The sequence below is a fragment of the Senegalia sp. (in: firmicutes) genome, assembly GCF_052088025.1.
Taxonomy (GTDB): Bacteria; Bacillota; Clostridia; order Tissierellales; family SIT17; genus Anaeromonas.
This window is the reverse complement of sequence record NZ_JBQCYD010000013.1, coordinates 18,426-43,692: the sequence shown is the minus strand read 5'-3', so window position 1 is coordinate 43,692 and position 25,267 is coordinate 18,426. Positions and strand designations below refer to the sequence as shown.

Here is a 25,267-nt window from a genome sequence, read left to right as displayed (position 1 = left end):
TAGAGGTGAAGTATATGAATAAACATGGAGGGTATTATGGGAATAAAGCTGTAATAGATTTTAGTATAAATATTAACCCTTTAGGACCATCTGAAAGAGTAATGGAAAGATTAAAGTATTCATTAAAAAATATTGATAAATATCCTGAAATAGATGGTGAAACTGCAAGAAAAATTATTTCTAGAAAAGTAAAAATAGATGATGAAAATATAATACTTGCTAATGGAGCAATACAACTCATATATACATTTTCTAGAACTATGAAGTTTGAAAACATATCTATAATTCAACCTACTTTTAATGAATATGAAAGAGCCTTTAAACTTAGTAATTCTAATATAGAATACTTCAAAACAGATGATGATAATTTTATGATAGATTTAAAAAGGCTTAAAGAACATTTAAATCAAAAGAATATAGATTGCCTTGTGCTTTGTAATCCAAACAATCCTACAGGAATATTTTATTCTAGTGATTTTATAAAAGAATTATTAGATATATTAAAAGAAGAAAACATATTTTTATTTATAGATGAATCATTCATAGACTTTTTAGAAGAAAAATCTGCTATAGAGTTTATAAATAAATATCATATATTTATACTTAGATCACTTACAAAGTTCTATGCCCTACCAGGACTTAGGCTAGGATATGGACTAGCTAAGAAAGAAATAATAGATAATCTAAAGTCTAATATAGAACCATGGTCTGTTAATAGTTTGGCACTTGATTCAGTAAGTAGTGTTATAAATGATGATTTATATTTTTATAGAACTTTAAATTGGTTATATGTAGAGAGGGATTTTTTATATAAGGAACTCAAAAAAATACCTTATCTACATGTGTATAAAACAGAAATAAACTTTTTTTTATGTAAATTAAATCAAATAAAAGCTTACAATCTAAAATCTTTCTTATTAGAAAAGGGAATATACATTAGAACTTGTGAGGACTTTATAGGTCTAGATGATAGATACTTTAGAATAGCTATAAAAAAGCAAGAAGAAAACATATTTTTAATAGAATCATTAAAATCATTAGATGAAGTTGGTGAATAGATGGATTTAACCCTTGTAACTGGTGGAGCTAGGAGTGGAAAAAGTAATTTTGCTGAAAAAATAGTAAAAGAAAATGGTAAAAACATAATATATATTGCGACTGCGATTGCCTTTGATGAAGGAATGAAGTCTAGGATAAAAAAGCATAGAAAAGAGCGACCTAGTTCCTGGCATACTATAGAAAGATACAAAGATTTTTATTCTTTAAAAGAAAACAATAAATTTAAAGAAGCTGATACTATTATATTAGATTGTATTACAATAATGGTAACAAACTTAATATTAGAAAAAAATATAGATTTTGACAATACTAGTATGGATGAAATAGATAGTTTAGAAAATGAAATATTTTTAGAAATCAAAGAACTTTTAAAAGTATTAGATGAAAAGAAGGTTATATTAGTGACCAATGAAGTAGGCATGGGACTTGTTCCTTCATATAAATTAGGTAGTGTATTTCGTGATATTGCAGGAAGAGTAAATCAATATATAGCTGAGAAGGCAGATAAAGTATATTTTATAGTATCAGGACTCCCTATGAAGATTAAGGGAGAAGATTAATGAAAGGATTCATACTTTTATTATCATTCTTTACAAGATTACCTGTCCCATATATAGAATATAGCGAAGAAAAATTTAAAAAAGGATTAAAATATTTTCCATTAATAGGACTCATTATTGGATTTATTCTCTTTTTTATTACATTTTCAGATGGATTTATTCATAGACCAGTATTATCTTTGATGATATGGATTATCTATATTTGGATAACAGGAGCACTGCATATAGATGGATTTTCTGATACAATAGATGGTATTTTTTCAAATAGAGATAGGGACAAAATGCTTGAAATAATGAAAGATAGTAGAATAGGAGCATTTGGAGTAATAGGAATAGTATTTTTATTAATGATAAACATCCTTTTAACTTCTTATATAGATTTAAAATATATATTTTTATTACCTATAATAGGTAGAACTATGGCTATATTTTCAGCATCAATTAGTGATTATCCAAGAGAAAATGGGATGGGTAAGGTATTTATGGATAACATAAATATGAAGGAAACTAATTTTGCTCTTATCTTTTTAGCAATTATAAGTACAGTATTTTTTGGATTTCAAATAATATTGCCTATAGCTATAACTATATCACTATCGCTATATTTAACAAAATATATATGTAAAAAAATAGGTGGAATGACAGGAGATACTATAGGTTTTATCATTGAGATTAGCCAAACAATATTTTTATTTTTTATTTATATTTTAAGGAGTTGGGTTTAAATGGAGCTAATAATTTTAAGACATCCTGAAACTATTGCAAATAAAGAAAAATTGTATATAGGACAAACTGAATCAGACTACACTGAGAAAGGGATTAAACAATTTAATGAGATATTAGAGGACTTCAAATATGATATAGATCATATTTATACAAGTCCTTTAAATAGATGTAAAATACTAGCCAAAGAACTTGGTAAAAAATTAGATGTAGACTTTGAACTAATTGAAAGTTTAAATGAGATGAATTTTGGTATATTTGATAGCAAAAATTATAAGGAAGTTCAAAAACTATACCAAAAAGCATGGAATAAATGGATAGTAGATTATATAAACTATACTATACCTGAAGGTGAATCACTTCGTGACTTATATGAAAGAGTAGAAGAATTTTTAAATGAATTAAAGAAAAAAGAAGATGGAACCTTCCTTCTAATAACTCATGGTGGAGTTATTCAAACACTAATAACACTACTACTTGATTTTCATATAGATGATAGATGGCACTTTAAAATCTCAGAAGGAGCATTGATTGAGATAAGTTATGTAGATGATTATGGGATAATAAATAATTTAATAAATTATTAGTATGAATACTCTTTTTTTAAAAGGGTATTTTTTGTGTGGAACATAGGGATATAAAGATTAAATATAATATTTATATGGTATAATTATTATATAATAATTAAAATCTATTAATGAGGTGAGATATATGACATTAGCAGATAAATTAATCGAGGAGTTTGAACAATTACCTGAATCAAGAAAGAAACAAGTTCTTGATTTTGTTGAATTTTTAAAAGTAAAGGAACAAGAGGATTTAGAAAATCTTATGGATAATATTATTAAAGAAAATAAAACAGCTCTTGATGAGTTAGCAAAATGATGAAATCTTTAAGTATAGAGGATATAATATTATTTCATGAAAAAATTATTAATCAAACAGGTGGAAGTAAAGGTATAAGAGATAAAAAATTAATTGAAAGTAGTATAAACAGAGCTTTTGCTACTTATGGAGGTAAGGATTTATATCCTGAGCTTATTCAAAAGGTATCAGTCATCACCTATAGTTTAATCAATAACCATGGATTTATAGATGGAAATAAGAGGATTGGAATATCAACTATGATTATTTTACTCAAAATAAATCAAATAGATATTAAATATACTCAAGAAGAATTGATTAATTTAGGATTGGAAATAGCAAGAGGTAATATTAAAGAAAATGGTATATTAAATTGGATTAAAAATCATATAGAATAAAAGATAAAGGAAAAGTAATTACTTTTCCTTTATCTTTTATTTATATGTTAGTATTTAAATTAATTATTATAAAAGAAGGTATTTAAAAACTTTTATAGAATATTATATATAAGCAAAATTTATAATAAGATAATATACGAAATTTGAAAAGCATAAGAAGCTTAAGATATTTATTATTAAAGAAAAAAGTAAGATAGGAGTTAAGTTCAAATGAAAAATTCACACATCTTCTATTTACATACCCTTCAACAAGTGATATTATAAGTTTAACAATAAAAACTGAATATTAAAATTAGGTTCATGATTTATGATTAATAGGGAAAGAGATGAAAGTCCTCTGCAGCCCCCGCTACTGTAACCATAACGAAATCTCATATCCACTATTCTTATAGAATGGGAAGGAGAGAAAGTAGGACGATGGAAGCCAGGAGACCTGCCTGATTTTTAAAAAGCAAACCTTCGGTGGGAAGGACACTCAATTGTAAATAATATAAATATATATTTATAGCTGTAAAATCAATCCCACTTTGAAGTGGGATTTTTATTTTGTGAAAAAAAAGAGGTGATGATTTGAAAGGTATAATGATAGCTGGCACAAATAGTGGAGTAGGAAAAACTACTATAAGCCTGGGTATAATGAAAGCGTTGACTAATAGGGCTATAAATGTAGCACCCTTTAAAGTAGGTCCTGATTATATTGATCCTAAATTTCATGAATTTGTAACAGGAAATTCTTCATATAATTTAGATAGTTACTTATTAGATGAGGAAAAGGTAAAATATTTATTTGATAAAAATAGCAAATCTAAGGATATTTCTGTAATAGAAGGTGTAATGGGGCTATATGATGGATTTGGAATAGAAAAAGACAAGGCAAGTTCTAGTCATATAGCAAAGATATTAAATATACCTATAATACTTGTAGTTGATGGCAGGGGAATGTCACTTAGTTTAGCAGCTTTGATATCTGGATTTAAAAATTTTGATGAAGAAATCAATATAGCAGGAGTCATAATAAACAATGTATCAAGTGAAATGCATTTTGGATTACTTAAAACTATAGTTGAAAAAGAAAACAAGATTCCATGTATTGGCTATTTACCAAAAGATTTAAGTGTATCATTAAAAAGCAGACATTTAGGACTTATTCCAGCAGAAGAAGTTGAAGAATTAGAAGAAATGACTATAAAACTATCTGAAATCATTGAAAAAACTATAGATATAGATAAAATATTAGAAATATCAAAAATAGATGATATCAAGGTAGAAAGTCCAATGAATATAGAAAAGAAATATGATTTAAATATAGGAATAATGAAAGATAAAGCCTTTAATTTTTATTATAGGGATAATTTAGATTTACTAGAAAAACTAGGAGTTAATTTAGTGCCCATAAGTCCATTAAAAGATGAAAAGGTCCCTCATGTAGATGGACTATACATAGGTGGTGGCTTTCCTGAAGTTTTTAAAGATGATTTAGAAAAGAATCAATCATTTAGAATAGATTTAAAAGAAAAACTAGAAAATGGGCTTCCTGCTTACGCTGAATGCGGGGGCTTAATGTATCTTACAAATTCAATTAGTGATCTAGAAAATAATAAAAGCGAAATGGTAGGCTTCATTAATACAGATAGTCATATGACAAAGAGACTTCAAAGATTTGGATATATAGAAATAGATTTTAAAGGTATGAATATAAGAGCACATGAATTTCATCGTTCTATGATTGATGAAAATAGTAGTTTAGAATACATGTATGATATTTCTAAGAGGCGAAATGAAAAAATATTTAAAAGATGGAAATGTGGAATAAGGAAAAAGAATACTATTGCAGCATATCCTCATATTCATTTTTATAGTAATTTAGATTTTTTATATTATTTATTGGATTTTGCAAAAAAAATTAAAATACAGGGGGAAGAAAATGACAAATTCTAATACTCAATCTAAAATCACTACAAGTAAATTAACTTATTCAGGACTATTAATAGCCTTATCCTTTGTAGGTGCTATGATTAAATATCCAGGGACAACTATAGCACTTGATAGCATGCCAGGTTTTTTTGCTTCTATCTTTTTAGGACCAATATATGGAGCAGTAGTTGCTAGCTTAGGACATTTCTTAAGTGCACTAACAAGTGGATTTCCACTATCACTACCTATGCATTTAGAAGTTATGATTCTTATGGGATTTACAGCCTTTATATTTGGTAAGATTTACACAAAAGGATTTAAAGTATTTGCAAATATAGTTGCTATAATACTAAATGGTCCTGTTTCAGCCTTTATAGCAGGAGTATTTGCAAGTCTTTTAGCACTTCCTTTTGCAGGCATGCCATTATTTATTGCTATAGTGATTCCTTTAACGCTTGCATCTATATTAAATATAGTAGTAGCTTCAGTACTTTTTGAAACTATAAAAAAGAAAGAGAGATAATCCATGCAGTCAAAACAATTTAGAGATTTAACCTTTATAGATATAAATGAAAATGATAAATTAGTAATTTCATGTGATTCAGCAGGTGCTATAGGAAATAAGGAAAAAGATCTTATAAAGACATCTCCAGAAAACTTAGGATACCTTACTCTACATGTAGCCTTGTCAGAGATTTTTGCAATAGGAGGGGAACCCATATCAATAATAAACACCTTATCAGTAGAAATGAATCCTACTGGTCAAGGAATATTAAATGGAATAAAAAAACTTTTAAATGAACTAAATTTAGATGAAGATATAGTTGTTACAGGAAGCACAGAAGAAAATTTTCCAACCGTTCAAACAGGTATGGGAATAACGGTAATAGGACTATTAAATAATAAGAATTTCAAATTGCCTTATACACCCAGAAATTCAGTTTTAGCTGTTGTAGGCATACCAAAAGTAGGAAATGAAATATTAGAAGATGAAGGAGAAATAATATCAATAGATACTATAATTAAATTAAAAGAAAAAGATTATATATATGAAATACTGCCTGTGGGATCTCGTGGCATACTAAAGGAAATAGAGGAATTAGCTTATTCTAATAACTCAAGATATTCTATATATGAAAACAAAGAAATAGATTTAAAAAAATCAGCAGGAACTTCAACCTGTCTTATAGTGAGTATAGATAATGAAAATTATGAAAAGTTACAAAATGATATAGATAAACCTGTATTTAAAGTTGGATATTTTCATGATAAAAACTAAATGCCCTGCTTCTTGTGGAGAATTATTTCAAGGATATATGGATGGTAAAAGTTCACTTATTTCTTATCCTATAGATATATTTTCAACTGTGACATTAAAAGAAGGTATTCCAAAAGAAAAAACATACCCTAAAGCCTATGAAGGTGTGAAAAAGACATTAGAATATTTTGGATATAATAGTAGTCTTTATAAGGATATAAATTTAAATATAAATTCAGATATTCCAATAGCAAAGGGAATGGCAAGTAGTACAGCAGATTTAGCAGCCACAATATTAGCTACAAGTAAATATATGGGAAAAAATATCAGTGAAGAAGAAATAGGAAAAATAGCTGTAAAAGTAGAACCAACTGACAGTAGTATTTTTAAAGATATTACTTTATTTGATTATTTAAATGGTAATTTAATAAAAAAGTATAATGCTAAATTAAATTTAAAGGTACTTTGCTTAGAAGGAAGAGGTATTATTGATACTATAAATTTCAACAAATTAAGTTCTAATACTAGTAAAAGGAAAAATGAAGCAAAATATAAAAAAGCTTTTGCTTTTGTAGAAAAAGGGCTTAAAGAAAATGATATGAAGATATTAGCTAAAGGGTCTAGCTTATCTGCCTTTATAAATCAAAAACTTCTATTTAAAGATGATTTAGATAAAATATATACTTTATCTATCAAGTGTAAGGCTTATGGAATAAATACTGCCCATAGTGGTACAGTTACAGGTATATTATATGATGAAAAAATATTTGACAAAGAAAAATTCCTATATGAATTTAAAAATATAGCAAGCTTTAATGAATATAAAAGAAGTAAAGAATACAAGATAATAAATGGTGGACCAAGATTATTAGAGGAGTGAGTTAGAATGACTTATGTAAAAGAACCTAAAACTATAGAGAAAAACAGCTTTGAAATAATTACAGAAGAATTAGGAGATAAAACATTTGATGAGAAAACTGGTAAGGTAGTGAAAAGAGTAATACATACTACTGCTGATTTTGAATATGCCGATATATTAGAAATACACGAGGATGCTATAGAAAGTGGAATAAATGCACTTAAAAATGGCTGTGACATTTATGCAGATACTCAGATGGTGCTATCTGGAATAAACAAAAGAGTACTTGCAGGACTTGGAGGAGAAGTATCTAATTTTGTACATGATGAAGATGTAGTAATTGAAGCTAAAAAAAGAGAAATCACTCGCTCTATGGTAGCAATAGAAAAGGCAATGAAGAATAAAAGCATAAAAATATTTGCAATAGGAAATGCCCCTACTGCACTTTTTACTTTAAAAGAAAAAATAGAAAATGGAATGCCAAAACCTGATTTAATAATAGGAGTACCTGTGGGCTTTGTAGGAGCTGCTGAATCCAAAGAAGCTATAAAGGATTTGGGTGTACCATATATAGTAACAAATGGCAGAAAAGGTGGAAGCACTGTTGCAGCTGCAATAGTAAATGCACTTTTATATATGATATAGGTGATTATATGGAGAGATATGTAGTTAAAGATGGAAAAAAATTAAAATATGGATACACTACAGGATCATGTGCTACAGCAGCAGCTAAAGCAGCAACTAGAATGCTTATCACAGGAGAGAAACAAGAAAATGTAAAAATAAAAACTCCTAAAGGTTGGGATTTATTTTTAGATGTGGAAGATATATTAATTAAGGAAAATAAAGTGAAATGCTCCATTACAAAGGACTCTGGAGATGATCCTGATTCTACACATGGAATAAAAGTATTTGCAGAAGTTGAAAAAATAGAAGGTGAAGATATCATCTTAACAGGTGGCATAGGTGTAGGAAAGGTAACGGAAGAAGGACTAGCTACAAGCGTAGGAGAATATGCTATAAATCCTGTACCTAGAAAAACTATTCTTGCTGCAGTAAAAGAAGAACTTCCACAAGGAAAGGGAGTTAAAATCACCATAGCAATCCCCCAAGGAGTAGATATTGCTAAAAAAACCTTTAATCCAAGACTAGGTATAGTGGGCGGAATATCAGTACTTGGAACTAGTGGAATAGTTGAACCTATGAGTGAAGAAGCATTTAAGGACTCTATAGCACTTGAACTTAAATCACTTAAAAACAAAGGAATAAAAAAGGTGATATTTTCACCAGGGAACTATGGTAGAGACTTTGCGTGCGAATTAAATTTAAAAAATTACTCTCTTATAAAAACAAGCAATTTCATAGGCTTTATGCTGGATAAGGCTATAGAATATGATATAGAAGAAATACTTTTCATAGGACATATTGGAAAGATGATAAAGGTGTCGGGCGGAATATTCCATACGCATAGTAAAGTAGCAGATGCCCGTATGGAGATACTTGCAAGTCAATATGCAGCCATAGGTGGAAATAGGGAAGATATAAAAAATATATTAAATAGTATAACTACAGATAAGGCTATAGAATATATAAAACCAGAAGATAGAGATGAATTATTTAATGTAATTGTAGAAAATATAAGCAAAAAATGTATGGCTAGAATATATGGCGAAATAAAAATAGGGACAGTAATTTTCTCAAAAAAATATGGATTATTAGGAATATGTAATCTAGGAAAAGAAATGTTAGCGGGGTATAAAGATGAATAAAATTCACATAATAGGTCTGGGACCAGGGCATGAAGATTATATGCTACCTATTGCTAGAAAGAAAATAAATGAATCAGATATTATAATAGGAGCTAAAAGAAATTTAGAAAATATTGATACATCTGACAAAGAGACCTTTGATATTTCAAAGGGACTTTCAAAGATGATAGATTATATAAATGAAAACATAGAAAATAAAACTATAGCAGTAGTAGTATCAGGAGATACAGGATTTTTCAGTCTCAAATCTTTTATAAAAAAGAATTTAAAAGATGTAGAAATGAATATAATACCTGGAATCAGCTCAGTTCAATATATATTTTCTAGGATAAATGAGTCTTGGGAAGATGCTTATTTTTTATCTCTTCATGGAAGAAATGAAGATATTTTAGAAATAGTAAAATCAAACAAAAAAATAGCAATCCTTACAGATAAAATATGGAATCCTCAAAAGATAGCTAAGGAGCTTGTGGATAATAATATAAAAAACAAAATAATTTATGTAGGTGAAAACCTATCATATGATGATGAAAAAATTTATAAAGGAAGCCCAAAGGATATAATAGGAATAAAAAACAGCAATTTAAATGTGGTGGTGATAGTAGATAATGAATAAAGTATTTTCTATAAATGATGATGAATTTATAAGAGGAAAAGTACCAATGACCAAATCTGAAATTAGAGCTATAAGCATAGGAAAATTAGAATTAGAAGAAGATTCTAAAGTGATAGATATAGGTGCAGGCACTGGAGCAATATCTATAGAGATAGCATCTATTATAAAAAAAGGTAAAGTGTATGCAATAGAAAAAAAGGAAGAAGCAGTAGAACTTATAAAAAGAAATAGATCACATTTTGATATAAGAAATTTAGAGATAATAAAAGGACTAGCACCAGAGGATTTAAATAATATTGATAAAATTGACAGGGTATTTATTGGTGGTTCATCTGGGAATATGGAAGAAATAATAAAATGGGCGCATGAAAAATTAAGTGATAGAGGGAAAATAGTAATAAACACTATAACCATAGAAAATGCATATAAGGCAATAAATTCTCTAAAACAAAATGAATTTAAAGATATAGATATAGTCCATGTAAATATATCTAAGGGTAAATCTGTAGGAGATTTAACCATGATGATAGGAACAAATCCAATATATATAATATCAGCTAAGAGGTGAAGAAAATGATCGGAAAATTTTATGGTATTGGAGTAGGTCCAGGAGATCCAGAGCTACTTACTATAAAAGCAGCAAGAGTTTTAGAAAAAATAGACATTATAATATGCCCTAAAAGTAAAAAGGATAGTAAAAGTGTGGCACTTTCTATTGCAGAAGAATATTTAAAGAGGCAAGCAGAAATATTAAAATTAGAATTTCCAATGACCTATGATCAAGAAAAATTAAATGAAACTTGGGAAAATAATTCTGAAATAATAATAGATTTAATAAAAAAAGGAAAAGACATAGCTTTTTTAACCATAGGAGATCCGATGGTATATAGTACATATATGTATCTATTACCTTTCTTAAAGGAAAAAAATATAAGTATTGAAACTATACCAGGCATCACATCATTTTGTGCATCAGCTAACAGAGTAAATATACCTCTAGCATCTCAGGAAGAGACATTAGCTATAATACCCCTTAGGAAAAATATAAGTGGATTTGAAGACCTAATAGAGACCCACGACAATTTAGTAGTTATGAAACCTTCTACAGAACATAAGAGATTAGCTGAAATTTTAGAAGAAAGAAATTTAGAAGATAAATTTGTACTTGTATCAAAATGTGGTACAGATGAAGAAAATATATCTTATGATATAGAGGATTTAAAAAATAAAGAAGTCCCATATCTTTCCACACTCATAATAAAAAAAGGAGGTATTTAAATGATTGCAGTATATTTCATAGGAGCAGGACCAGGAGATCCTGATTTAATTACCGTTAAAGGTAAAAATATAGTAGAAAAAGCAGATGTAATAATATATGCAGGTTCTCTTGTAAATAAAGATATTTTAAATTGCAGAAAAGATTCAAGTGAACTTCATAATAGTGCATCTATGACACTTGAAGAAGTAATAGAGACAATAGAAAAAGGAGTAAAAGAAAATAAACTAGTAGCTAGAGTTCATACAGGGGACCCTAGTATATATGGAGCAATAAGAGAACAAATTGATAGATTAGATGAATTAAATATAAAGTCAAAAGTAATACCAGGAGTAAGTTCATTTGTAGCATCAGCTGCAGCATTAAACAAAGAATTCACACTTCCAGATGTATCTCAAAGTGTAATTTGTACAAGACTTGAAGGCAGAACTCCAGTACCTGAACTTGAAAGTTTAGAAAAATTAGCAAGTCACAAATCATCTATGGCAATATTTTTGTCTATACAAATGATGGATAAAGTAGTAGAAAAGCTACTTACACATTATGATGAAAACACTCCCGTTGCAGTAGTACAAAAAGCCACTTGGCCAGATGAAAAAATAGTAGAAGGAACATTAAAGGATATATCAAAAAAAGTAGAAGAAGCTGATATAAGAAAAACTGCTCAAATACTTGTAGGAAACTTCCTAGGAGATAAATATAGCTTGTCAAAACTATATGATAAGAATTTTTCACATGAATATAGGGATGCTAAAAAGTGAAATTAGCAGTAATAACCCTTACAAAAGGTGGGCTAGAAAAAGCTTTAGAAATAAAAAGGCATTTAAAAGATACACCTATTTATACCTTGGGTAAATATAATGATGGAAAATTTAAGAGCTTAAATGGAAAATTATCTGATAATATAGAGTATTTTTTTAAAAATTATGATAGCTTACTTTTTATAATGGCAAGTGGTATTGTAGTAAGGCTTATAGCAAAACATATAAAAGATAAGAGGAAAGACCCTGCTATACTTGTAATGGATGAAGGTGGAGCCCATATTATAAGCCTACTTTCAGGACATATTGGCGGTGCAAATGAAAAGGCAATATATATATCGGGATTAATAGGTGCTACACCAGTTATAACCACATCATCTGATGTAAATGATGTATTATCTGTAGATATGATAGGAAAAAAATATGATTTTTCTATAGAAAATATGGAAGATGCCAAAATAGTCACGGCTCACATAGTAAATGGAAAAAAAGTAGGAATAAAATCTGATGTTCTTATAGATGAAAGGCTAGTCAAAAATCTTGTCTTTCAAGATGATGAAGAATTTAAAAATGTGACAAGCCTAATAGATATAACAAATAAAATAAAAGATTATGATATAAATAAATCAGTACTTATACCAAGAAATATAATATTAGGCATAGGTTGCAGAAAAGGAATGGAAAAATCAAGAATATTAGATGCAATATATAAAGCTATGGATGAAGACAAACTATATATTAAAAGTATAAAAAGTATAGCAACGGTAGATGTCAAAAAAGATGAAGCTGGGCTAATAGATGCAGCAAAAGAATTGAATGTTCCACTTAAAATAATTGATAGGAAAGATATAAAAAGAGTAGAAGACCTCTTTCACGGTTCTGAATTTGTGAAAAAGACCATAGGTGTTTCTGCCGTTTCTGAACCTGTAGGATATATAGAAAGTAAGAAGGGTAAATGTATAAGAAAAAAAACTAAGATGGATGGCATCACAATATCTATTTGGGAGGAAAACAATGAGTAAAGGAAAAATTTATGTAGTAGGTATAGGACCAGGAGATAAGGAACATATGACCTTTAGGGCAGCACACGCTATAGAGCAATCAGATATTATAATAGGATATAAAACATATATAGAACTTGTAAGTGATTTAATAGATGATAAAAAAATAGTATCATCTCAAATGAAAAAGGAAGTAGAAAGATGTGAAAAGACATTAGAATATGCTGAAGAAGGTAAAACTGTAGCACTTGTAAGCAGTGGAGATCCAGGAATATATGGCATGGCTGGTATAATGCTTGAGATTGTAATGAAACATAAAAGTGATGTGGAAGTAGAGATAGTACCAGGAGTTTCAGCTTCAAGCGCAGCAGCATCCTCTGTAGGTGCACCTCTTATGCATGATTTTGTTACAATAAGTTTAAGTGATTTGCTTACAGATTGGGATCTTATAAAAAGGAGACTAGAACTAGTAGCAGAAGGAGATTTTGTAATAGCGATATATAATCCTAGAAGCAAAAAGAGAACAGAGCAAATCGTAATAGCAAGAGATATATTTTTAAAACACAAGGATAAATCCACACCTGTAGCAATAGTAAGAAATGCAAAAAGAGAAGGTGAAGAAACTACAATAACAGATTTAGAAAATATGTTAGATTATAATATAGATATGTTTACAACAGTTATAATAGGAAATTCTAAATCATACGTAGATTGTGGTAAAATGGTGACACCAAGAGGCTATAAAATATGATATTAGTCTTATCCGGTACAGAAGATGGTAGGGAAATAGTAGAAAAATTACTAAAAAACAACCAAACTGTACTTGCAACAACAGCTACAGAATATGGTGGTAAATTATTTAAGATTCATCCAAAATTAAAAGTCATATCAGAGCGGTTAGATATAGATGATATGATAGCTTTAATAAAAAAATATAATATAAAAACTATAGTAGATGCCACGCATCCATATGCAGCAGAAGTTTCAAAAAATGCTATAAAAGCAGCAGAAGAATCAAATATTAAATATTTTAGATTTGAAAGAGAAGAAATATCTTATGAAAAAATAGATAGATTTTCGTCATATGAAGAAGTAATAAAATATTTAGAAAAAGCAAAAGGAAATACACTTCTAACAACAGGAAGTAATAATCTAGATAAATTTGAAAATGTAAATTTCAAAGATAACTTATATATAAGAGTTCTACCTACAGCAAATGTAGTTAAAAAATGCACTGATTTAGGATTTTTACCCAAAAGAATAATAGCACTTCAAGGCCCATTTTCCACTGATTTTAACAAAGCTATCTATGAATTTTACAATATAAAATATATAGTAACAAAAGATAGTGGAGACATAGGTGGTACAAATGAAAAAATACAAGCAGCAATAGATAGGGATATAAAGGTACTATTGATAGATAGACCACATATAGATTATCCTAATAAGTATGATAGTGTGAGAGAATTAGTTGAGAATATATACTTAAAATAGATTTTAAGCATAAGTAAGAGAACGTAAAATAAGGAAAAAGCACATAATGTGCTTTTTCCTTATTTTAATTAGTGTATTCTATACTCCATGGACCTGGATCTTTTTCATCAGCATGTGTTGCACTGCCAATAGATAAAAATAATAATCCAATTAATAATATAGTAATTAATTTTTTCATGTGAATTATCCCCCTTTTTACATATTTAAACCTTTATTTATAAAAAGCTTAGCTTTATAAAAATCTCTCTCCATAAAATAATACCCTGTTTTTATCAGTAGTTCTTTTGTTTTACTTGTTTCTAATTCTGTCATATTATATTGAAACAATTTCTCTATTTCTTTGGCTAATTTTTCTATTTTCTTATAATTATCTTCTATTGAATAAATTTGTAAAAGTAAAGTATATGCTTTTATAATTAGCTCCATATTCATATTATTTTTTTCTAAAATGGCTATAGACTCCAATATATATTCTTCAGCTTTGGTTAAGTTTTTATTTTTCATATAAATTTCACTTAAAAGTATTAATGTAGAGGTTAAATCCCCATCTCTGTCATTTTCTTTTAGGTTTAGAGCTTTTTCTCCATAGAAAATTGATTTATCTAGTTTATTTGTTTTAAAATAAATATTAGATAAATTGTAATAAGTTATCCATAATTCATCTTTAACATTATTATCTATAGATATCTTGAGGGCATTCTTATAGTTTTCTTCTGAAGCTTTAAACTGATTCATTCTTAAGTAACAATTACCTTTTAAAACATATATATTACTCTTTTGTTTAGAAGTAAGTGAAAAATTCTCATTTTCTATTATTTCTAACATTTTTAAACTTTCTTCATATTGTCCCAAATTTTTATAGCTTAAAGCTAAATTAAAATAGGCTCTTTTATAAAAAGTGTTATTTATAATATTATTTATCTTTAAAATTGCTAGAGCATATTTATCTATTAAAATTGTTTCTTCATAATTTTTTGTCGAAATAGTACATTTTGACATATTTAATAATATTTCTATTTTACAATTAATATTATTCTTATTTAATACACATGCTTCTAAAGCTTGTAAATAGGATAAATAACTATTATTATATTCTTTATTTTGATAATATAAACCAGCTAATAAATTGTAAAACTTCAACTCTAAATCTTTCACATCATAATTTTTAAAGAATTTTTTTAACTCATCTATTTTTTGAATAAATATATCACTATTAATGTTATCTATATAACTTAATTCATCTAATAATCTACTAGTTATTTTTCTAACCTGTGTAATATCATCTTCTAATAAGTAATCTGCTGTTATATTTAGAGGTATATTTTTTTCTTTAGCTATTTTATTTATATTTTTAGATATAACTTCCGAAACTTTTTGTGATAAGGGAGCTTTGTCATTTTCAATATAACTAAGAAGACTTCTATTAAAATTGCCTTTTGTTATATCATTCTGATTTGCCTTTAATAATTTTCTTAGAGAGCGGATTTTCTCTCCTGATGATAAAATTTTATTCTGGTCTAGCATATCTTACTCCTTTGTTTATAATAATATTGAATTCATAATTATGAATTCAATATTATTATATAATATACATGTGAAAAAATAAAGATATAAATTAGCTATTTGTGTAGTATTTTTGTTATATTTATATATTAAAAACTTATTAAATGAAAAAAGTGAAAAAAAAACTAAAAATTATTGACAATATTATTGTTTTTTGATATTATTAAATAAATAATTATTTAAGATAAATTAATTAGAAAGTTGTTTATTAGATTTGAGTTTGAAAAGTAAGAATATTAAGAATTAGAATTATATGTTTAATGTTAATGTATCTTAGAATAAAATGTATAGGATACACTTGTGGAATTATAATTATAATAGTAGATTATATTTGAAAAACGACGTTTGTTAATATAATTTATGCATTAATTTTAAATAATCATTTTTTATTATCGACTTAGAGTAAAATTACATATATTATCATAATATATACTTAAGATAGATTGTAATACTATTAATAAGTGTAATTATTTGAAAGAGGGTATATAGGAGTGAATAGATTAGCTAAATGGGATATTACAGATGCTTGCAATTTAAGATGTAAACACTGTTATAATATTGTTGATAAAAGTAATAAATTTAATAAATATCATATTGATGAAATTGAATTACAAAACTTTATAAATAACCTTAAAATTAATAATTTTACAGATTTACATTTACTGGGAGGGGAACCTTTAATTATAAATAACCTTTCAGAAATAATTTCTAGATTGAATAGTGAAGGAATATCTGTAGGCATAACAACAAATGCATTGTTATTAAATAAAATCCTATCAAAAGCACTATTAAATTCAGGAATATCTTCTATTATTATTAGCTTAGATGGTTTTACTAAAACTGATAATGATAAAATAAGAGGTATGGGAACTTTTGAAAAAGTAATAGAAAATATAAAACAACTAATTGAAATAAACAATGTTTTAAAAACAAATACTAAAATCTCAATATCATTTACAATTAATGGAATTAATTACAAAAATGTTGATAACATTATAGATATAATATATCATACAAAAATAAATTCTATTTTACTATCTTTCTTAGATATAGAAGGTAATGCTGAAAAAAATTGGAATGAGTTAGGAATTAATAAAATAAAGGCAATTGATTCATTAGAGAAATTAATTGATATAACAAAAAATATTCCAAATTTATATATTGAAGTTGTATGTAAGAAACAATTAAAAAAATATTTAAAAATTAAATATAATTATGATGTCAATAATTGGGTAGAAACTGATGTTAGATGTAATGGTGGTGATGAAGAATATTATATAAATTCAGAAGGGTTTATTTATCCTTGTAGAGTAATCCTTAATCACATGAATAAATTTAAGTTTAAAGAAAAAATAAATTTTTTGAATTATGAAAATGATCTAGAATTTAATCAAGAATTCATTGGTTTTTATAATTTTACAAGAAATAGTAAAAATTATCATAATAACAAAACCTGTATAAGTTGTGAATTTAAAAATACATGTAAACCTTGTCCTTTTAGCGATGAAACTGATTCACTAGAGTGTCAAATAGCTAAGGAAAGGATAATGAAATATAAAAACATAATATTATTATCAAAACCTATAATAAAAAGATTATATATAAATAAATATGATCAAAGTCAATTAAAGTTCTTAAATTTTAAGAATAGAACTTTTACAGTTATTGATGATATTACTAAAAAATTATATGAAAGTTTAGATGAAAAAGTTTTAGTAAAAGAAACTATTAAAAATATTTATAATGGTTCTAATTACAACATTGATTATACAGATTTTGAAAATGATTGCCTTGAGGTACTAATCGATTTAAATCATCTAAGTATTATAGATTTTAATCGTAAGTATATTAATCAAAAGAAAGGAGGATAATTTTATGAATAAAATAGAAAAAAAGCAAGTTGAAAAGAAAGAATATTCTAAACCTAATGTAAAAACTATTCAAGCTTCAATTGAAAGAATGGCAATTTGGGGTAAACATTAATATTAATGTAATTTTAAATATTCAATTATTCACCTTATAATTTATGACTATAATATAAATTATAAAGTAGAAGGATGGTCTAATTAGACCATCCTTCTACCTTATGATGAAAGGAGCAATATATGAGAGATAGTTATGAAGCACCAGCATTAGTAGATATAAGTATCACGAATAGATGTAATTTAAGTTGCGAATATTGTTATGCTAGCGCCAGTCCTGATGTTGAGATTAATGATGAGCTAACGCTTAGTGATTTTAAAAAACTTTTTTTTGAGCTTGATAAAATGAATGTACACAGAATTTCATTAAGTGGAGGAGAACCTTTCATAAGAGAAGATTTCTTTGATATATTATTTGAGGCTCAAAAATATGATTTTGCAATAGTAATAAATACAAATGGAAGTTTTATAACTGATTATTTTGCAAAAAAACTTAAGAAATATAGATTTGATAGAGTATGTATTACCCTAGATGGAAGTTCAAGTAAGAATCATGATAGATTTAGAGGTGATGGGGACTTTAAACGAGTAGTTAATGCTATAAAAATTTTAAAAGAATATAACTTGCCAGTTTCTACTTTATTTACATTATCAGAAAATAATATAGATGACTTAATTAATACAATCAAATTTAATGAATCTATAGGCATAGAATATCTTAGTGTAATGGTAGTTTGTTCAACTGGCAGAGCTTCCAATGGTCAATTTATCTTAAGTAAAGATAAATGGTATCCTGTATTTATGAAATTAACAGATATGAAGCTTAAAAACGAAATTAATTTGAATTTCAAAATTATTCCACCTAATGAAAGTAATATATTTTGGATGTTTTATTTTCCATTAAAATATTATAATAAATTAAATCTTTTATATTTATGGAATCAATCTTTAGAACAAAATTCTAGTAATAAACGTGAAATATCTTGCCAAGCTGGTATAAAATCCTGTTCAGTAAATTATAATGGAGACATTTATGGATGTGACTTAATGATTGGTATTAATGAGTTTAAAGCAGGTAATATAAAGAATGAAAGTATAGTCAATATATGGAAACACTCCAAAATTTTCAATAAGTTAAGAGAAATAGAAGTGAAAAACTTAAACGGGAAATGTGCCGAATGTGATTTGAATTGGTGTGGAGGAGGTTGTCGATCATCCGCTTATAACTTAACAAATGACTTGTACGGTTCTGATAACAGCTGTTTTTTTGAGGAGTGTGAACAAATTGAAAGAAATTAATAATTTTAAAATATATGGAGAAAAAGTATTGATAATTAGACGTGAAAAAAAATATTTTCTTATTTTTGATCCAATTGCATTAGAATTCTATACTATGAATGATACCGGAGCAGAAATATTGTATTTTTTAGCTAATGAAAAAAAATATGAAGATTTAATAACTTATTTTTGTGATAAATATCAAGTTTCTATAGCACAGGCTAAATTAACTATAGATAACTTTATAGAAAGTATTCCATTTAAAAATATTATAAATAAAAATCTACTAAACTTCGAGTATATCTCATGATTGATAATGTATTTAAGGGTAGAATTAAAGAATTAAATATTATTGCCTTTCCATTAATATTACAATATATATCATCTATGTTAATTCAAATAGTTGATCAAGCTATGATAGGAAGAATTTCTTTAGAAGCATTTAATGGTATAAATCTAACTTCACAACTACTTTCTTTAATTGTAGGTATATTAGGATACGTAGCTGTTATTTTTAATATGAAGGGTTCTAAAGCTAAAGGCGAAAAAAACAAAAAAGAATATAATATACAATTTAATCAAGCAATATTATTAAGTTTGATTATATCATTACCAATTATGTTAATTTTCATCTTGGCTGGAGACCTTATATTAAAAGCTATTTATGGAATATATGGTGATACTTTGAAGCAATCTTTGATTTTTATTAAGGTAATGATTTTTAATTTACCTATTCAAATGTTATTATTCACATATGGTACTATTTTTAAGATAGAGAAAAAGACAAAATATATTATGTTTTCTTCTATGATTTCTTCTTTGATTAATATTACATTAGATTATATTCTTATATTTGGAAACTTTGGATTTCCGAGATTAGAAACTTTAGGAAATGCAATAGGTTCAATTATTGCAGTTTTAATAAATTTAATTATTTATATCTATCTTTCAAAAAAATATATTAAATATGATTTTTCAAATATAAGAAATCTTTTACAGGGAATTAAAATAAATTTTATTAATATGATTCCATTCATGGGTCAAGAAATATTAGAAGGAAGCATTTTAGGCATACTACTTAATATGATTTTAGTAAAAATAGGAGAATTACAACTAGGATCATATACAATCTTATATCAAATTCTAGGAATAATTACATTACCAATGTATATGTATGGAAATGCTATAATTACAGTTTTAGGAGAAGCAACAGGAAAGAAAAATTTAGAAGATCTCAAAATAATACCTCGTTGTGGAATATCTTTATCTTGTGCAATATATTTTATTTTATCAATTATAGTTATATTATTCAAAAATAAAATTGGAATTTTATATACAGAAAATAAAAATTTAATAAATATGGTCAGTGAGCTTATTATTGCTTTCTTAGCAGTTAATTTCCTTAAATCATTTAGTACAATTTATAGATATAGTTTACAAACAATTGGAAAATCAAAATATGTATTATATGTGAGTTTTATATCAGGATTTATTGCTGTTCTATCTATGTATATATTTTCAATAAAAATGAATTTTGGAATCTATGGTATATTATTAAGTCAAGCTTTAAATTTCATTTTATTATATATTGTTTTTAGCAAAAAATATTATCAATATTTAAAAGGAGATACTTTTTCTAATGTTAATATAATTATCACAAAAACTTAACCTGACAAAAGTATTATATTTGATAATTTAAATTTAACTCTACAATATATTTGTCTATTTGACTATATTTATTAGTAGTTTATATTCTTAGAGTAAAATTATTGTAGACAAGAATTATTTTAAAAATTAAAAAAGATATCTTGAAGATATAATACTTCTAAAGTAGACATTTCTAAGATATATGACTTGATTAAATACATTAAATAAATTTTATTTAATAAAAAGCTAGATAAATTAGATAAGTGGATTTAAGGAGAAAAATTATTTAACATTTTAGGTATCAATAGGTTTATTAATGAAATTTGTAGGGAGGTTGAAGGATTTAAAGACTCAATTATATATGATTATAGTAACGGTTTAGTAGAAGATGCGTAAATAAAATAAAAGTAATTAAAAGAGTCGAGTATAGTAGATGTAGTTTTGAAGCTCTAAGGAAGAAAATTCCTATAATTGAAGAGATGAGTAAATTCGATTAACTATGAAAATAACTTACTTTTAATTGTAAATTAAGGTCCTGTTTCTTTTAAAATGTTAGTGATTGTTTAATTACTTGATTCATGAATTATTTTAAGTTAGATTCTTTAATTTAAATTAATATTTACATCCCCTCCAACAAGTGATATTATAAACTTAACAATAAAAATCGAATATTAAAATTAGGTTCATGATTTATGATTAATAGGGAAAGAGGTTAGATTCCTCTGCAGCCCCCGCTACTGTAACCATAACGAAATCTCACATCCACTATTCATTTTAGAATGGGAAGGAGAGAAAGTAGGATGATGGAAGCCAGGAGACCTGCCTGATTTTATGAAAAGTTAAACTTCGGTGGGAAGGGATTACGAGTATAATATATTAGTATATTTAATCCTACCTTAGTTGTGGGATTTTTTTATGCAAAAATAAATAGGAAAAGGTGATCTAATGAAAAAGGGATTGTTAATTATAGGGCATGGCAGTAGAACAAAAGATGCAAAAAAAGGTTTTATGGAGATGGTAGATATAGTAAGAGAAAGAACTGATGAATATATAGTAAGAGGTGCTTTTATGGAGATATCTGAGCCATTCATACCTCAAGTAGTTGAAGAAATGGTGAATGAAAATATAAAAGATATAATAGTAGTGCCATATTTCCTATATAAAGGAATTCATATAAAAGAAGATATACCTGAGATAATAAAAGGATTAGATGAAAAATATGAAGATGTTAATTTCAAAGTATCTAGCCCACTTGGAACTGTTCCAGCTTTAGCTGATATATTACTTGAGCGTGCAGAAAGCGTTGAGTAAAAATGAATAGTGACTTTTATCCTATTATGTTAAATATAAAGAATAAAAAAATAGCAATAATAGGTGGGGGAAATATTGCATATAGAAAGTTAAAAAAACTAGTGGACTATGATGCAAATATAACTCTTATAGCACCTAATATAAATGAAGAGATTTATAAATATAAAGATAAAATAAGTATTATTAAAGATAAATATAAAAAGACATATATTTTAAATTCATTTTTAGTAATAGCTGCAACTGATGATAAGGTCTTAAATCAAAAGATATCTAATGATTGTAAGGATGAAAATATATTATTTAATAACATAAGTGATATGTATTCTGACTTTATAGTTCCTTCATCTATAAAAAGAGGAGATCTTACAATATCTATTTCAACAAATGGTAAAAGTCCATCTCTTGCAAAAAAGATATGCCTTGAAATAGAAGGAAAATATAATGAAGAATATATTTTAAGATTAAATCTATTAGGTGATATAAGAGAGTTAGTGAAAGAAAAATGTGATGATGAAAATAAAAAAAAGGAAATATTAAAGCAAATAATAAATTTAAGTATTGATGATTTAAAGGAGAGAAAAAAGCTCTATGAAAATAAAGATAGGATCCAGAGGTAGTAAACTAGCCCTTACTCAATCTAAGTGGGTAGTTGAAAGACTAAAAGAAAAAAATCCTAATGTGCAATTTGAAATACAAATAATTCAAACTAAAGGTGATAAATTTAAAGATATGCCTCTACAAAAGATAAATGATAAAGGTTTATTTGTAAAGGAACTTGAGAATGCATTGTTAGATGAAAAAATTGATATTGCAATTCATAGTATGAAAGATATGCCTTCAGCACTACCAAGTGGTCTTAAATTTACAGCTATACCTGAAAGAGAAGATCCAAGAGATGTTCTCATACTTAAAGAAGGATATAGGGATTTAGACTCTTTGCCAAAGGGCGCTAAAATTGGGACAGGTAGTAAAAGAAGAAAATATCAATTATTAGAATATAGGAATGATTTAGAAATAGTTCCTATTAGGGGAAATATAGAAACTAGAATAGCTAAAATTGAAAGTGAAAATTTACATGGAGTAATACTAGCAGCAGCAGGCATACATAGATTAGGCTTACAAGAAAAGATATCAATGTATTTACCGCAAAACATAGTATTACCTTCTCCCAGTCAAGGAGCACTTGCTATAGAAATAAGGGAAGATGATGAAGTAACATTAGAAATGATAAGCTCTATTGCATGTGAACAAACCTGCATACAAGTGGAAGCAGAAAGAGCATTTTTAAAGGGTGTAAATGGAGGCTGCCATAGTCCAATAGGAGCATATGCAAGTATAGATGGTGATCAAATAAGACTTGATGCCTTATTTGGAGATGAAGATGGGAAAAAATTAGTAAGGAAGTCGAAAAAAGGAAGAGTTGACGAGGCTGAAAAATTAGGTTTAGAACTTGCACAATCTGTACTAAAGGAGCTTAAAATGACTAAAGATAAAGTTTATCTTATAGGAGCAGGACCAGGAGATGTAGGTCTTATTACGGTAAAGGGAATGGAAAAATTAAAAGAGGCTGATGTAGTTGTATATGATAGGCTCATAAATGACGATCTTTTAAAAAATGTTAAAGCTTCATGTGAACTGATATATGCAGGTAAAAAGCCAAATAAACATACTATGAAACAAGATGAAATAAATAAAGTCCTTGTAGATAAAGCAAAGGAAGGAAAAGTAGTAGTAAGGTTAAAAGGTGGAGACCCTTATGTATTTGGTAGAGGTAGTGAAGAAGGTGAAGAACTACACAAGAATCAAGTAGAGTTTGAAGTAATTCCAGGAATAACCTCTGCAATAGGAGGCCTTACTTATGCAGGAATTCCAATAACTGCTAGAAATATTTCTACTTCATTCCATGTATTTACAGGACATTTTAGTGATGATGAAAAAGCATTTGATTTTGAATCTATAGCTAAATTAAATGGCACCTTAGTATTTTTGATGGGAATGAAAAATTTAGAAAAAATAACAAAGGGATTAATGGAAAAAGGAAAGGATCCATCGACGCCAGTTGCCATAATAAACTGGGCAACTACAGCAAGTCAAAAGGTAATTACAGAAAGACTTGATAGAATATATGAGTATTCAATAGAAAAAAATATGAAGCCACCAAGTCTTATAGTAATAGGAGATGTGGTTGATTTAAGAGAAAAACTAAATTTCTTTGAGAAAAAGATACTTATTGATAAGGATATTGTTGTAACCAGACCACGAAAACAAAATGATTCTATGATAAAAAAGTTAAAGGAATATGGAGCAAATCCAGTAGAATTTCCTACTATTAAAATAAAAAATCTAAAAAATGAAAAATTAAAAAATGAAATAAAAGATATAGAAAAATATAACTATATAATATTTACAAGTAATAATGCTGTAGAGATATTCTTTGATGAATTGTATGATATGGGTTACGATGCTAGGTGGATTGGTAAAGCTAAAATAGTTTCAATAGGTAAATCTACTACAAGAAAATTAAGTGAATATGGAATAAGAGCGGATTTGACCCCTGAAACCTATTTGCTTGAAGAATTATATGAACTATTAAAAAATAAAGTGACAAAAGATGATAACATACTTCTACCTCGCTCAGAAAAGGGAAGAAAAATTATAGTAGAACAATTAAATAAGATATCAAATGTGTGTGAAGTTCATACATATACTACGGTAGCAGATGATAGTGAAAAGGAAAATTTAATTGAGAAATTAAATAACAAAGAAATAGATTATATTACATTTACTTCTTCTTCTACAGTAGAAAACTTTTTTAAGATTATAGATGATATAAATAAAAAACTATTAAATGATGTAAAAATTATATCAATAGGTCCTATTACAACATCTACAATAAATGAATTTGGTTTTGATGTTTATAAAGAAGCAAGTGAATATACAATAGATGGAATGATAGATACTATTATTAAAGATATAAAATAAAAAAATATAAGA

At 26.8% G+C, this 25,267-nt stretch carries 27 protein-coding genes, 1 pseudogene and 2 riboswitches; of the genes and pseudogenes, 27 read left to right on the top strand and 1 reads right to left on the bottom strand.

The genetic code is table 11. The annotated features are described in order from the left end of the window. Positions 1 to 14: 14 nt before the first annotated feature. The 19 genes from ACTHUW_RS05140 to ACTHUW_RS05050 all read left to right on the top strand — a co-directional run bounded on the left by ACTHUW_RS05140 (position 15) and on the right by ACTHUW_RS05050 (position 14,552). The gene (locus ACTHUW_RS05140) at positions 15 to 1,058 is read left to right on the top strand and encodes a pyridoxal phosphate-dependent aminotransferase (RefSeq protein WP_442197694.1); all 1,044 of its coding nucleotides are present in this window, start codon (positions 15 to 17) and stop codon (positions 1,056 to 1,058) included. Next, a complete protein-coding gene (cobU, locus tag ACTHUW_RS05135; RefSeq protein WP_442197693.1) occupies positions 1,059 to 1,619 on the top strand; it encodes a bifunctional adenosylcobinamide kinase/adenosylcobinamide-phosphate guanylyltransferase in 561 nt (186 codons plus the stop codon). Next, positions 1,619 to 2,344: an adenosylcobinamide-GDP ribazoletransferase gene (gene cobS, locus ACTHUW_RS05130; RefSeq protein ID WP_442197692.1), complete on the top strand. Its 726-nt coding sequence runs from the start codon at positions 1,619 to 1,621 to the stop codon at positions 2,342 to 2,344. The genes cobU and cobS overlap by 1 nt, the downstream gene beginning before the upstream one ends. Continuing rightward, positions 2,345 to 2,929: an alpha-ribazole phosphatase gene (gene cobC / locus ACTHUW_RS05125; RefSeq protein ID WP_442197691.1), complete on the top strand. Its 585-nt coding sequence runs from the start codon at positions 2,345 to 2,347 to the stop codon at positions 2,927 to 2,929. A 124-nt stretch (positions 2,930 to 3,053) separates the two neighbouring features. After that, positions 3,054 to 3,227, top strand: a complete 174-nt coding sequence (locus ACTHUW_RS05120; RefSeq protein WP_442197690.1) for a DUF2281 domain-containing protein — start codon at positions 3,054 to 3,056, stop codon at positions 3,225 to 3,227. Then, complete coding sequence (locus tag ACTHUW_RS05115) at positions 3,224 to 3,604, top strand: type II toxin-antitoxin system death-on-curing family toxin (RefSeq protein ID WP_442199105.1); 381 nt, start codon at positions 3,224 to 3,226, stop codon at positions 3,602 to 3,604. The genes ACTHUW_RS05120 and ACTHUW_RS05115 overlap by 4 nt, the downstream gene beginning before the upstream one ends. A 277-nt stretch (positions 3,605 to 3,881) precedes the next feature. Further along, a riboswitch (cobalamin riboswitch) is annotated at positions 3,882 to 4,059 on the top strand. Positions 4,060 to 4,174: 115 nt separating this feature from the next. Continuing rightward, positions 4,175 to 5,542, top strand: a complete 1,368-nt coding sequence (locus ACTHUW_RS05110) for a cobyrinate a,c-diamide synthase (protein ID WP_442197688.1) — start codon at positions 4,175 to 4,177, stop codon at positions 5,540 to 5,542. Beyond that, complete coding sequence (locus ACTHUW_RS05105; protein ID WP_442197687.1) at positions 5,529 to 6,041, top strand: ECF transporter S component; 513 nt, start codon at positions 5,529 to 5,531, stop codon at positions 6,039 to 6,041. The genes ACTHUW_RS05110 and ACTHUW_RS05105 overlap by 14 nt, the downstream gene beginning before the upstream one ends. A gap of 3 nt (positions 6,042 to 6,044) precedes the next feature. Continuing rightward, positions 6,045 to 6,797: an AIR synthase related protein gene (locus tag ACTHUW_RS05100; protein WP_442197686.1), complete on the top strand. Its 753-nt coding sequence runs from the start codon at positions 6,045 to 6,047 to the stop codon at positions 6,795 to 6,797. After that, positions 6,784 to 7,656: a GHMP family kinase ATP-binding protein gene (locus tag ACTHUW_RS05095; RefSeq protein WP_442197685.1), complete on the top strand. Its 873-nt coding sequence runs from the start codon at positions 6,784 to 6,786 to the stop codon at positions 7,654 to 7,656. Before ACTHUW_RS05100 ends, ACTHUW_RS05095 begins: the two co-directional genes overlap by 14 nt. Before the next feature lie 6 nt (positions 7,657 to 7,662). Further along, complete coding sequence (locus ACTHUW_RS05090) at positions 7,663 to 8,280, top strand: precorrin-8X methylmutase (RefSeq protein ID WP_442197684.1); 618 nt, start codon at positions 7,663 to 7,665, stop codon at positions 8,278 to 8,280. 8 nt (positions 8,281 to 8,288) lie between these two features. Then, positions 8,289 to 9,404: a cobalt-precorrin-5B (C(1))-methyltransferase CbiD gene (gene cbiD, locus ACTHUW_RS05085; protein ID WP_442197683.1), complete on the top strand. Its 1,116-nt coding sequence runs from the start codon at positions 8,289 to 8,291 to the stop codon at positions 9,402 to 9,404. Further along, positions 9,397 to 10,020 carry a precorrin-6y C5,15-methyltransferase (decarboxylating) subunit CbiE gene (gene cbiE / locus ACTHUW_RS05080; protein WP_442197682.1) on the top strand — a complete coding sequence of 208 codons (624 nt, stop codon included), beginning with the start codon at positions 9,397 to 9,399 and terminating at the stop codon, positions 10,018 to 10,020. The genes cbiD and cbiE overlap by 8 nt, the downstream gene beginning before the upstream one ends. Beyond that, the gene (gene cbiT / locus ACTHUW_RS05075) at positions 10,013 to 10,588 is read left to right on the top strand and encodes a precorrin-6Y C5,15-methyltransferase (decarboxylating) subunit CbiT (protein WP_442197681.1); all 576 of its coding nucleotides are present in this window, start codon (positions 10,013 to 10,015) and stop codon (positions 10,586 to 10,588) included. The genes cbiE and cbiT overlap by 8 nt, the downstream gene beginning before the upstream one ends. Before the next feature lie 5 nt (positions 10,589 to 10,593). Beyond that, positions 10,594 to 11,298: a precorrin-2 C(20)-methyltransferase gene (gene cobI, locus ACTHUW_RS05070; protein ID WP_442197680.1), complete on the top strand. Its 705-nt coding sequence runs from the start codon at positions 10,594 to 10,596 to the stop codon at positions 11,296 to 11,298. Beyond that, complete coding sequence (gene cobM, locus ACTHUW_RS05065; RefSeq protein ID WP_442199111.1) at positions 11,299 to 12,057, top strand: precorrin-4 C(11)-methyltransferase; 759 nt, start codon at positions 11,299 to 11,301, stop codon at positions 12,055 to 12,057. Further along, positions 12,054 to 13,079, top strand: a complete 1,026-nt coding sequence (cbiG, locus tag ACTHUW_RS05060) for a cobalt-precorrin 5A hydrolase (protein WP_442197570.1) — start codon at positions 12,054 to 12,056, stop codon at positions 13,077 to 13,079. The genes cobM and cbiG overlap by 4 nt, the downstream gene beginning before the upstream one ends. Continuing rightward, entirely contained in the window at positions 13,072 to 13,809 is a 738-nt protein-coding gene (cobJ, locus tag ACTHUW_RS05055) for a precorrin-3B C(17)-methyltransferase (protein WP_442197569.1), read from the top strand. Before cbiG ends, cobJ begins: the two co-directional genes overlap by 8 nt. Beyond that, a complete protein-coding gene (locus ACTHUW_RS05050; protein ID WP_442197568.1) occupies positions 13,806 to 14,552 on the top strand; it encodes a cobalt-precorrin-6A reductase in 747 nt (248 codons plus the stop codon). Before cobJ ends, ACTHUW_RS05050 begins: the two co-directional genes overlap by 4 nt. Positions 14,553 to 14,747: 195 nt before the next feature. On the opposite strand, the gene ACTHUW_RS05045 is transcribed toward ACTHUW_RS05050, so the two are convergent. Then, positions 14,748 to 16,076, bottom strand: a complete 1,329-nt coding sequence (locus tag ACTHUW_RS05045; RefSeq protein WP_442197567.1) for a tetratricopeptide repeat protein — start codon at positions 16,074 to 16,076, stop codon at positions 14,748 to 14,750. Positions 16,077 to 16,606: 530 nt separating this feature from the next. On the opposite strand from ACTHUW_RS05045, the gene ACTHUW_RS05040 reads away from it, so the two are divergent. The 8 genes and pseudogenes from ACTHUW_RS05040 to hemC all read left to right on the top strand — a co-directional run bounded on the left by ACTHUW_RS05040 (position 16,607) and on the right by hemC (position 25,255). Beyond that, complete coding sequence (locus ACTHUW_RS05040) at positions 16,607 to 17,986, top strand: radical SAM protein (RefSeq protein WP_442197566.1); 1,380 nt, start codon at positions 16,607 to 16,609, stop codon at positions 17,984 to 17,986. A 234-nt stretch (positions 17,987 to 18,220) separates the two neighbouring features. Then, positions 18,221 to 19,336: a radical SAM protein gene (locus tag ACTHUW_RS05035; protein WP_442197565.1), complete on the top strand. Its 1,116-nt coding sequence runs from the start codon at positions 18,221 to 18,223 to the stop codon at positions 19,334 to 19,336. After that, complete coding sequence (locus ACTHUW_RS05030) at positions 19,323 to 19,625, top strand: PqqD family protein (RefSeq protein ID WP_442197564.1); 303 nt, start codon at positions 19,323 to 19,325, stop codon at positions 19,623 to 19,625. The genes ACTHUW_RS05035 and ACTHUW_RS05030 overlap by 14 nt, the downstream gene beginning before the upstream one ends. Continuing rightward, the gene (locus tag ACTHUW_RS05025; protein ID WP_442197563.1) at positions 19,622 to 20,983 is read left to right on the top strand and encodes an MATE family efflux transporter; all 1,362 of its coding nucleotides are present in this window, start codon (positions 19,622 to 19,624) and stop codon (positions 20,981 to 20,983) included. The genes ACTHUW_RS05030 and ACTHUW_RS05025 overlap by 4 nt, the downstream gene beginning before the upstream one ends. Before the next feature lie 333 nt (positions 20,984 to 21,316). Then, positions 21,317 to 21,459, top strand: a pseudogene (locus tag ACTHUW_RS05020) (ISL3 family transposase); the annotation flags it as partial. A 165-nt stretch (positions 21,460 to 21,624) separates the two neighbouring features. After that, positions 21,625 to 21,803: riboswitch (cobalamin riboswitch) on the top strand. Positions 21,804 to 21,907: 104 nt separating this feature from the next. Further along, positions 21,908 to 22,273, top strand: a complete 366-nt coding sequence (locus ACTHUW_RS05015; protein WP_442197562.1) for a sirohydrochlorin chelatase — start codon at positions 21,908 to 21,910, stop codon at positions 22,271 to 22,273. A 2-nt stretch (positions 22,274 to 22,275) separates the two neighbouring features. Next, positions 22,276 to 22,890, top strand: a complete 615-nt coding sequence (locus ACTHUW_RS05010; protein ID WP_442210281.1) for a precorrin-2 dehydrogenase/sirohydrochlorin ferrochelatase family protein — start codon at positions 22,276 to 22,278, stop codon at positions 22,888 to 22,890. Beyond that, positions 22,862 to 25,255, top strand: coding sequence for a hydroxymethylbilane synthase (hemC, locus tag ACTHUW_RS05005; protein ID WP_442197560.1), 2,394 nt, complete (start codon positions 22,862 to 22,864; stop codon positions 25,253 to 25,255). The genes ACTHUW_RS05010 and hemC overlap by 29 nt, the downstream gene beginning before the upstream one ends. Positions 25,256 to 25,267: the final 12 nt, after the last annotated feature.

Coding starts and splice junctions, on each gene's coding strand:
- ACTHUW_RS05140 (WP_442197694.1), top strand. CDS start 15: ATGAATAAACATGGAGGGTATTATGGGAATAAAGCTGTAATAGATTTT.
- cobU (WP_442197693.1), top strand. CDS start 1,059: ATGGATTTAACCCTTGTAACTGGTGGAGCTAGGAGTGGAAAAAGTAAT.
- cobS (WP_442197692.1), top strand. CDS start 1,619: ATGAAAGGATTCATACTTTTATTATCATTCTTTACAAGATTACCTGTC.
- cobC (WP_442197691.1), top strand. CDS start 2,345: ATGGAGCTAATAATTTTAAGACATCCTGAAACTATTGCAAATAAAGAA.
- ACTHUW_RS05120 (WP_442197690.1), top strand. CDS start 3,054: ATGACATTAGCAGATAAATTAATCGAGGAGTTTGAACAATTACCTGAA.
- ACTHUW_RS05115 (WP_442199105.1), top strand. CDS start 3,224: ATGATGAAATCTTTAAGTATAGAGGATATAATATTATTTCATGAAAAA.
- ACTHUW_RS05105 (WP_442197687.1), top strand. CDS start 5,529: ATGACAAATTCTAATACTCAATCTAAAATCACTACAAGTAAATTAACT.
- ACTHUW_RS05100 (WP_442197686.1), top strand. CDS start 6,045: ATGCAGTCAAAACAATTTAGAGATTTAACCTTTATAGATATAAATGAA.
- ACTHUW_RS05095 (WP_442197685.1), top strand. CDS start 6,784: ATGATAAAAACTAAATGCCCTGCTTCTTGTGGAGAATTATTTCAAGGA.
- ACTHUW_RS05090 (WP_442197684.1), top strand. CDS start 7,663: ATGACTTATGTAAAAGAACCTAAAACTATAGAGAAAAACAGCTTTGAA.
- cbiD (WP_442197683.1), top strand. CDS start 8,289: ATGGAGAGATATGTAGTTAAAGATGGAAAAAAATTAAAATATGGATAC.
- cbiE (WP_442197682.1), top strand. CDS start 9,397: ATGAATAAAATTCACATAATAGGTCTGGGACCAGGGCATGAAGATTAT.
- cbiT (WP_442197681.1), top strand. CDS start 10,013: ATGAATAAAGTATTTTCTATAAATGATGATGAATTTATAAGAGGAAAA.
- cobI (WP_442197680.1), top strand. CDS start 10,594: ATGATCGGAAAATTTTATGGTATTGGAGTAGGTCCAGGAGATCCAGAG.
- cobM (WP_442199111.1), top strand. CDS start 11,299: ATGATTGCAGTATATTTCATAGGAGCAGGACCAGGAGATCCTGATTTA.
- cobJ (WP_442197569.1), top strand. CDS start 13,072: ATGAGTAAAGGAAAAATTTATGTAGTAGGTATAGGACCAGGAGATAAG.
- ACTHUW_RS05050 (WP_442197568.1), top strand. CDS start 13,806: ATGATATTAGTCTTATCCGGTACAGAAGATGGTAGGGAAATAGTAGAA.
- ACTHUW_RS05045 (WP_442197567.1), bottom strand. CDS start 16,076: ATGCTAGACCAGAATAAAATTTTATCATCAGGAGAGAAAATCCGCTCT.
- ACTHUW_RS05035 (WP_442197565.1), top strand. CDS start 18,221: ATGAGAGATAGTTATGAAGCACCAGCATTAGTAGATATAAGTATCACG.
- ACTHUW_RS05025 (WP_442197563.1), top strand. CDS start 19,622: ATGATTGATAATGTATTTAAGGGTAGAATTAAAGAATTAAATATTATT.
- ACTHUW_RS05015 (WP_442197562.1), top strand. CDS start 21,908: ATGAAAAAGGGATTGTTAATTATAGGGCATGGCAGTAGAACAAAAGAT.
- ACTHUW_RS05010 (WP_442210281.1), top strand. CDS start 22,276: ATGAATAGTGACTTTTATCCTATTATGTTAAATATAAAGAATAAAAAA.
- hemC (WP_442197560.1), top strand. CDS start 22,862: ATGAAAATAAAGATAGGATCCAGAGGTAGTAAACTAGCCCTTACTCAA.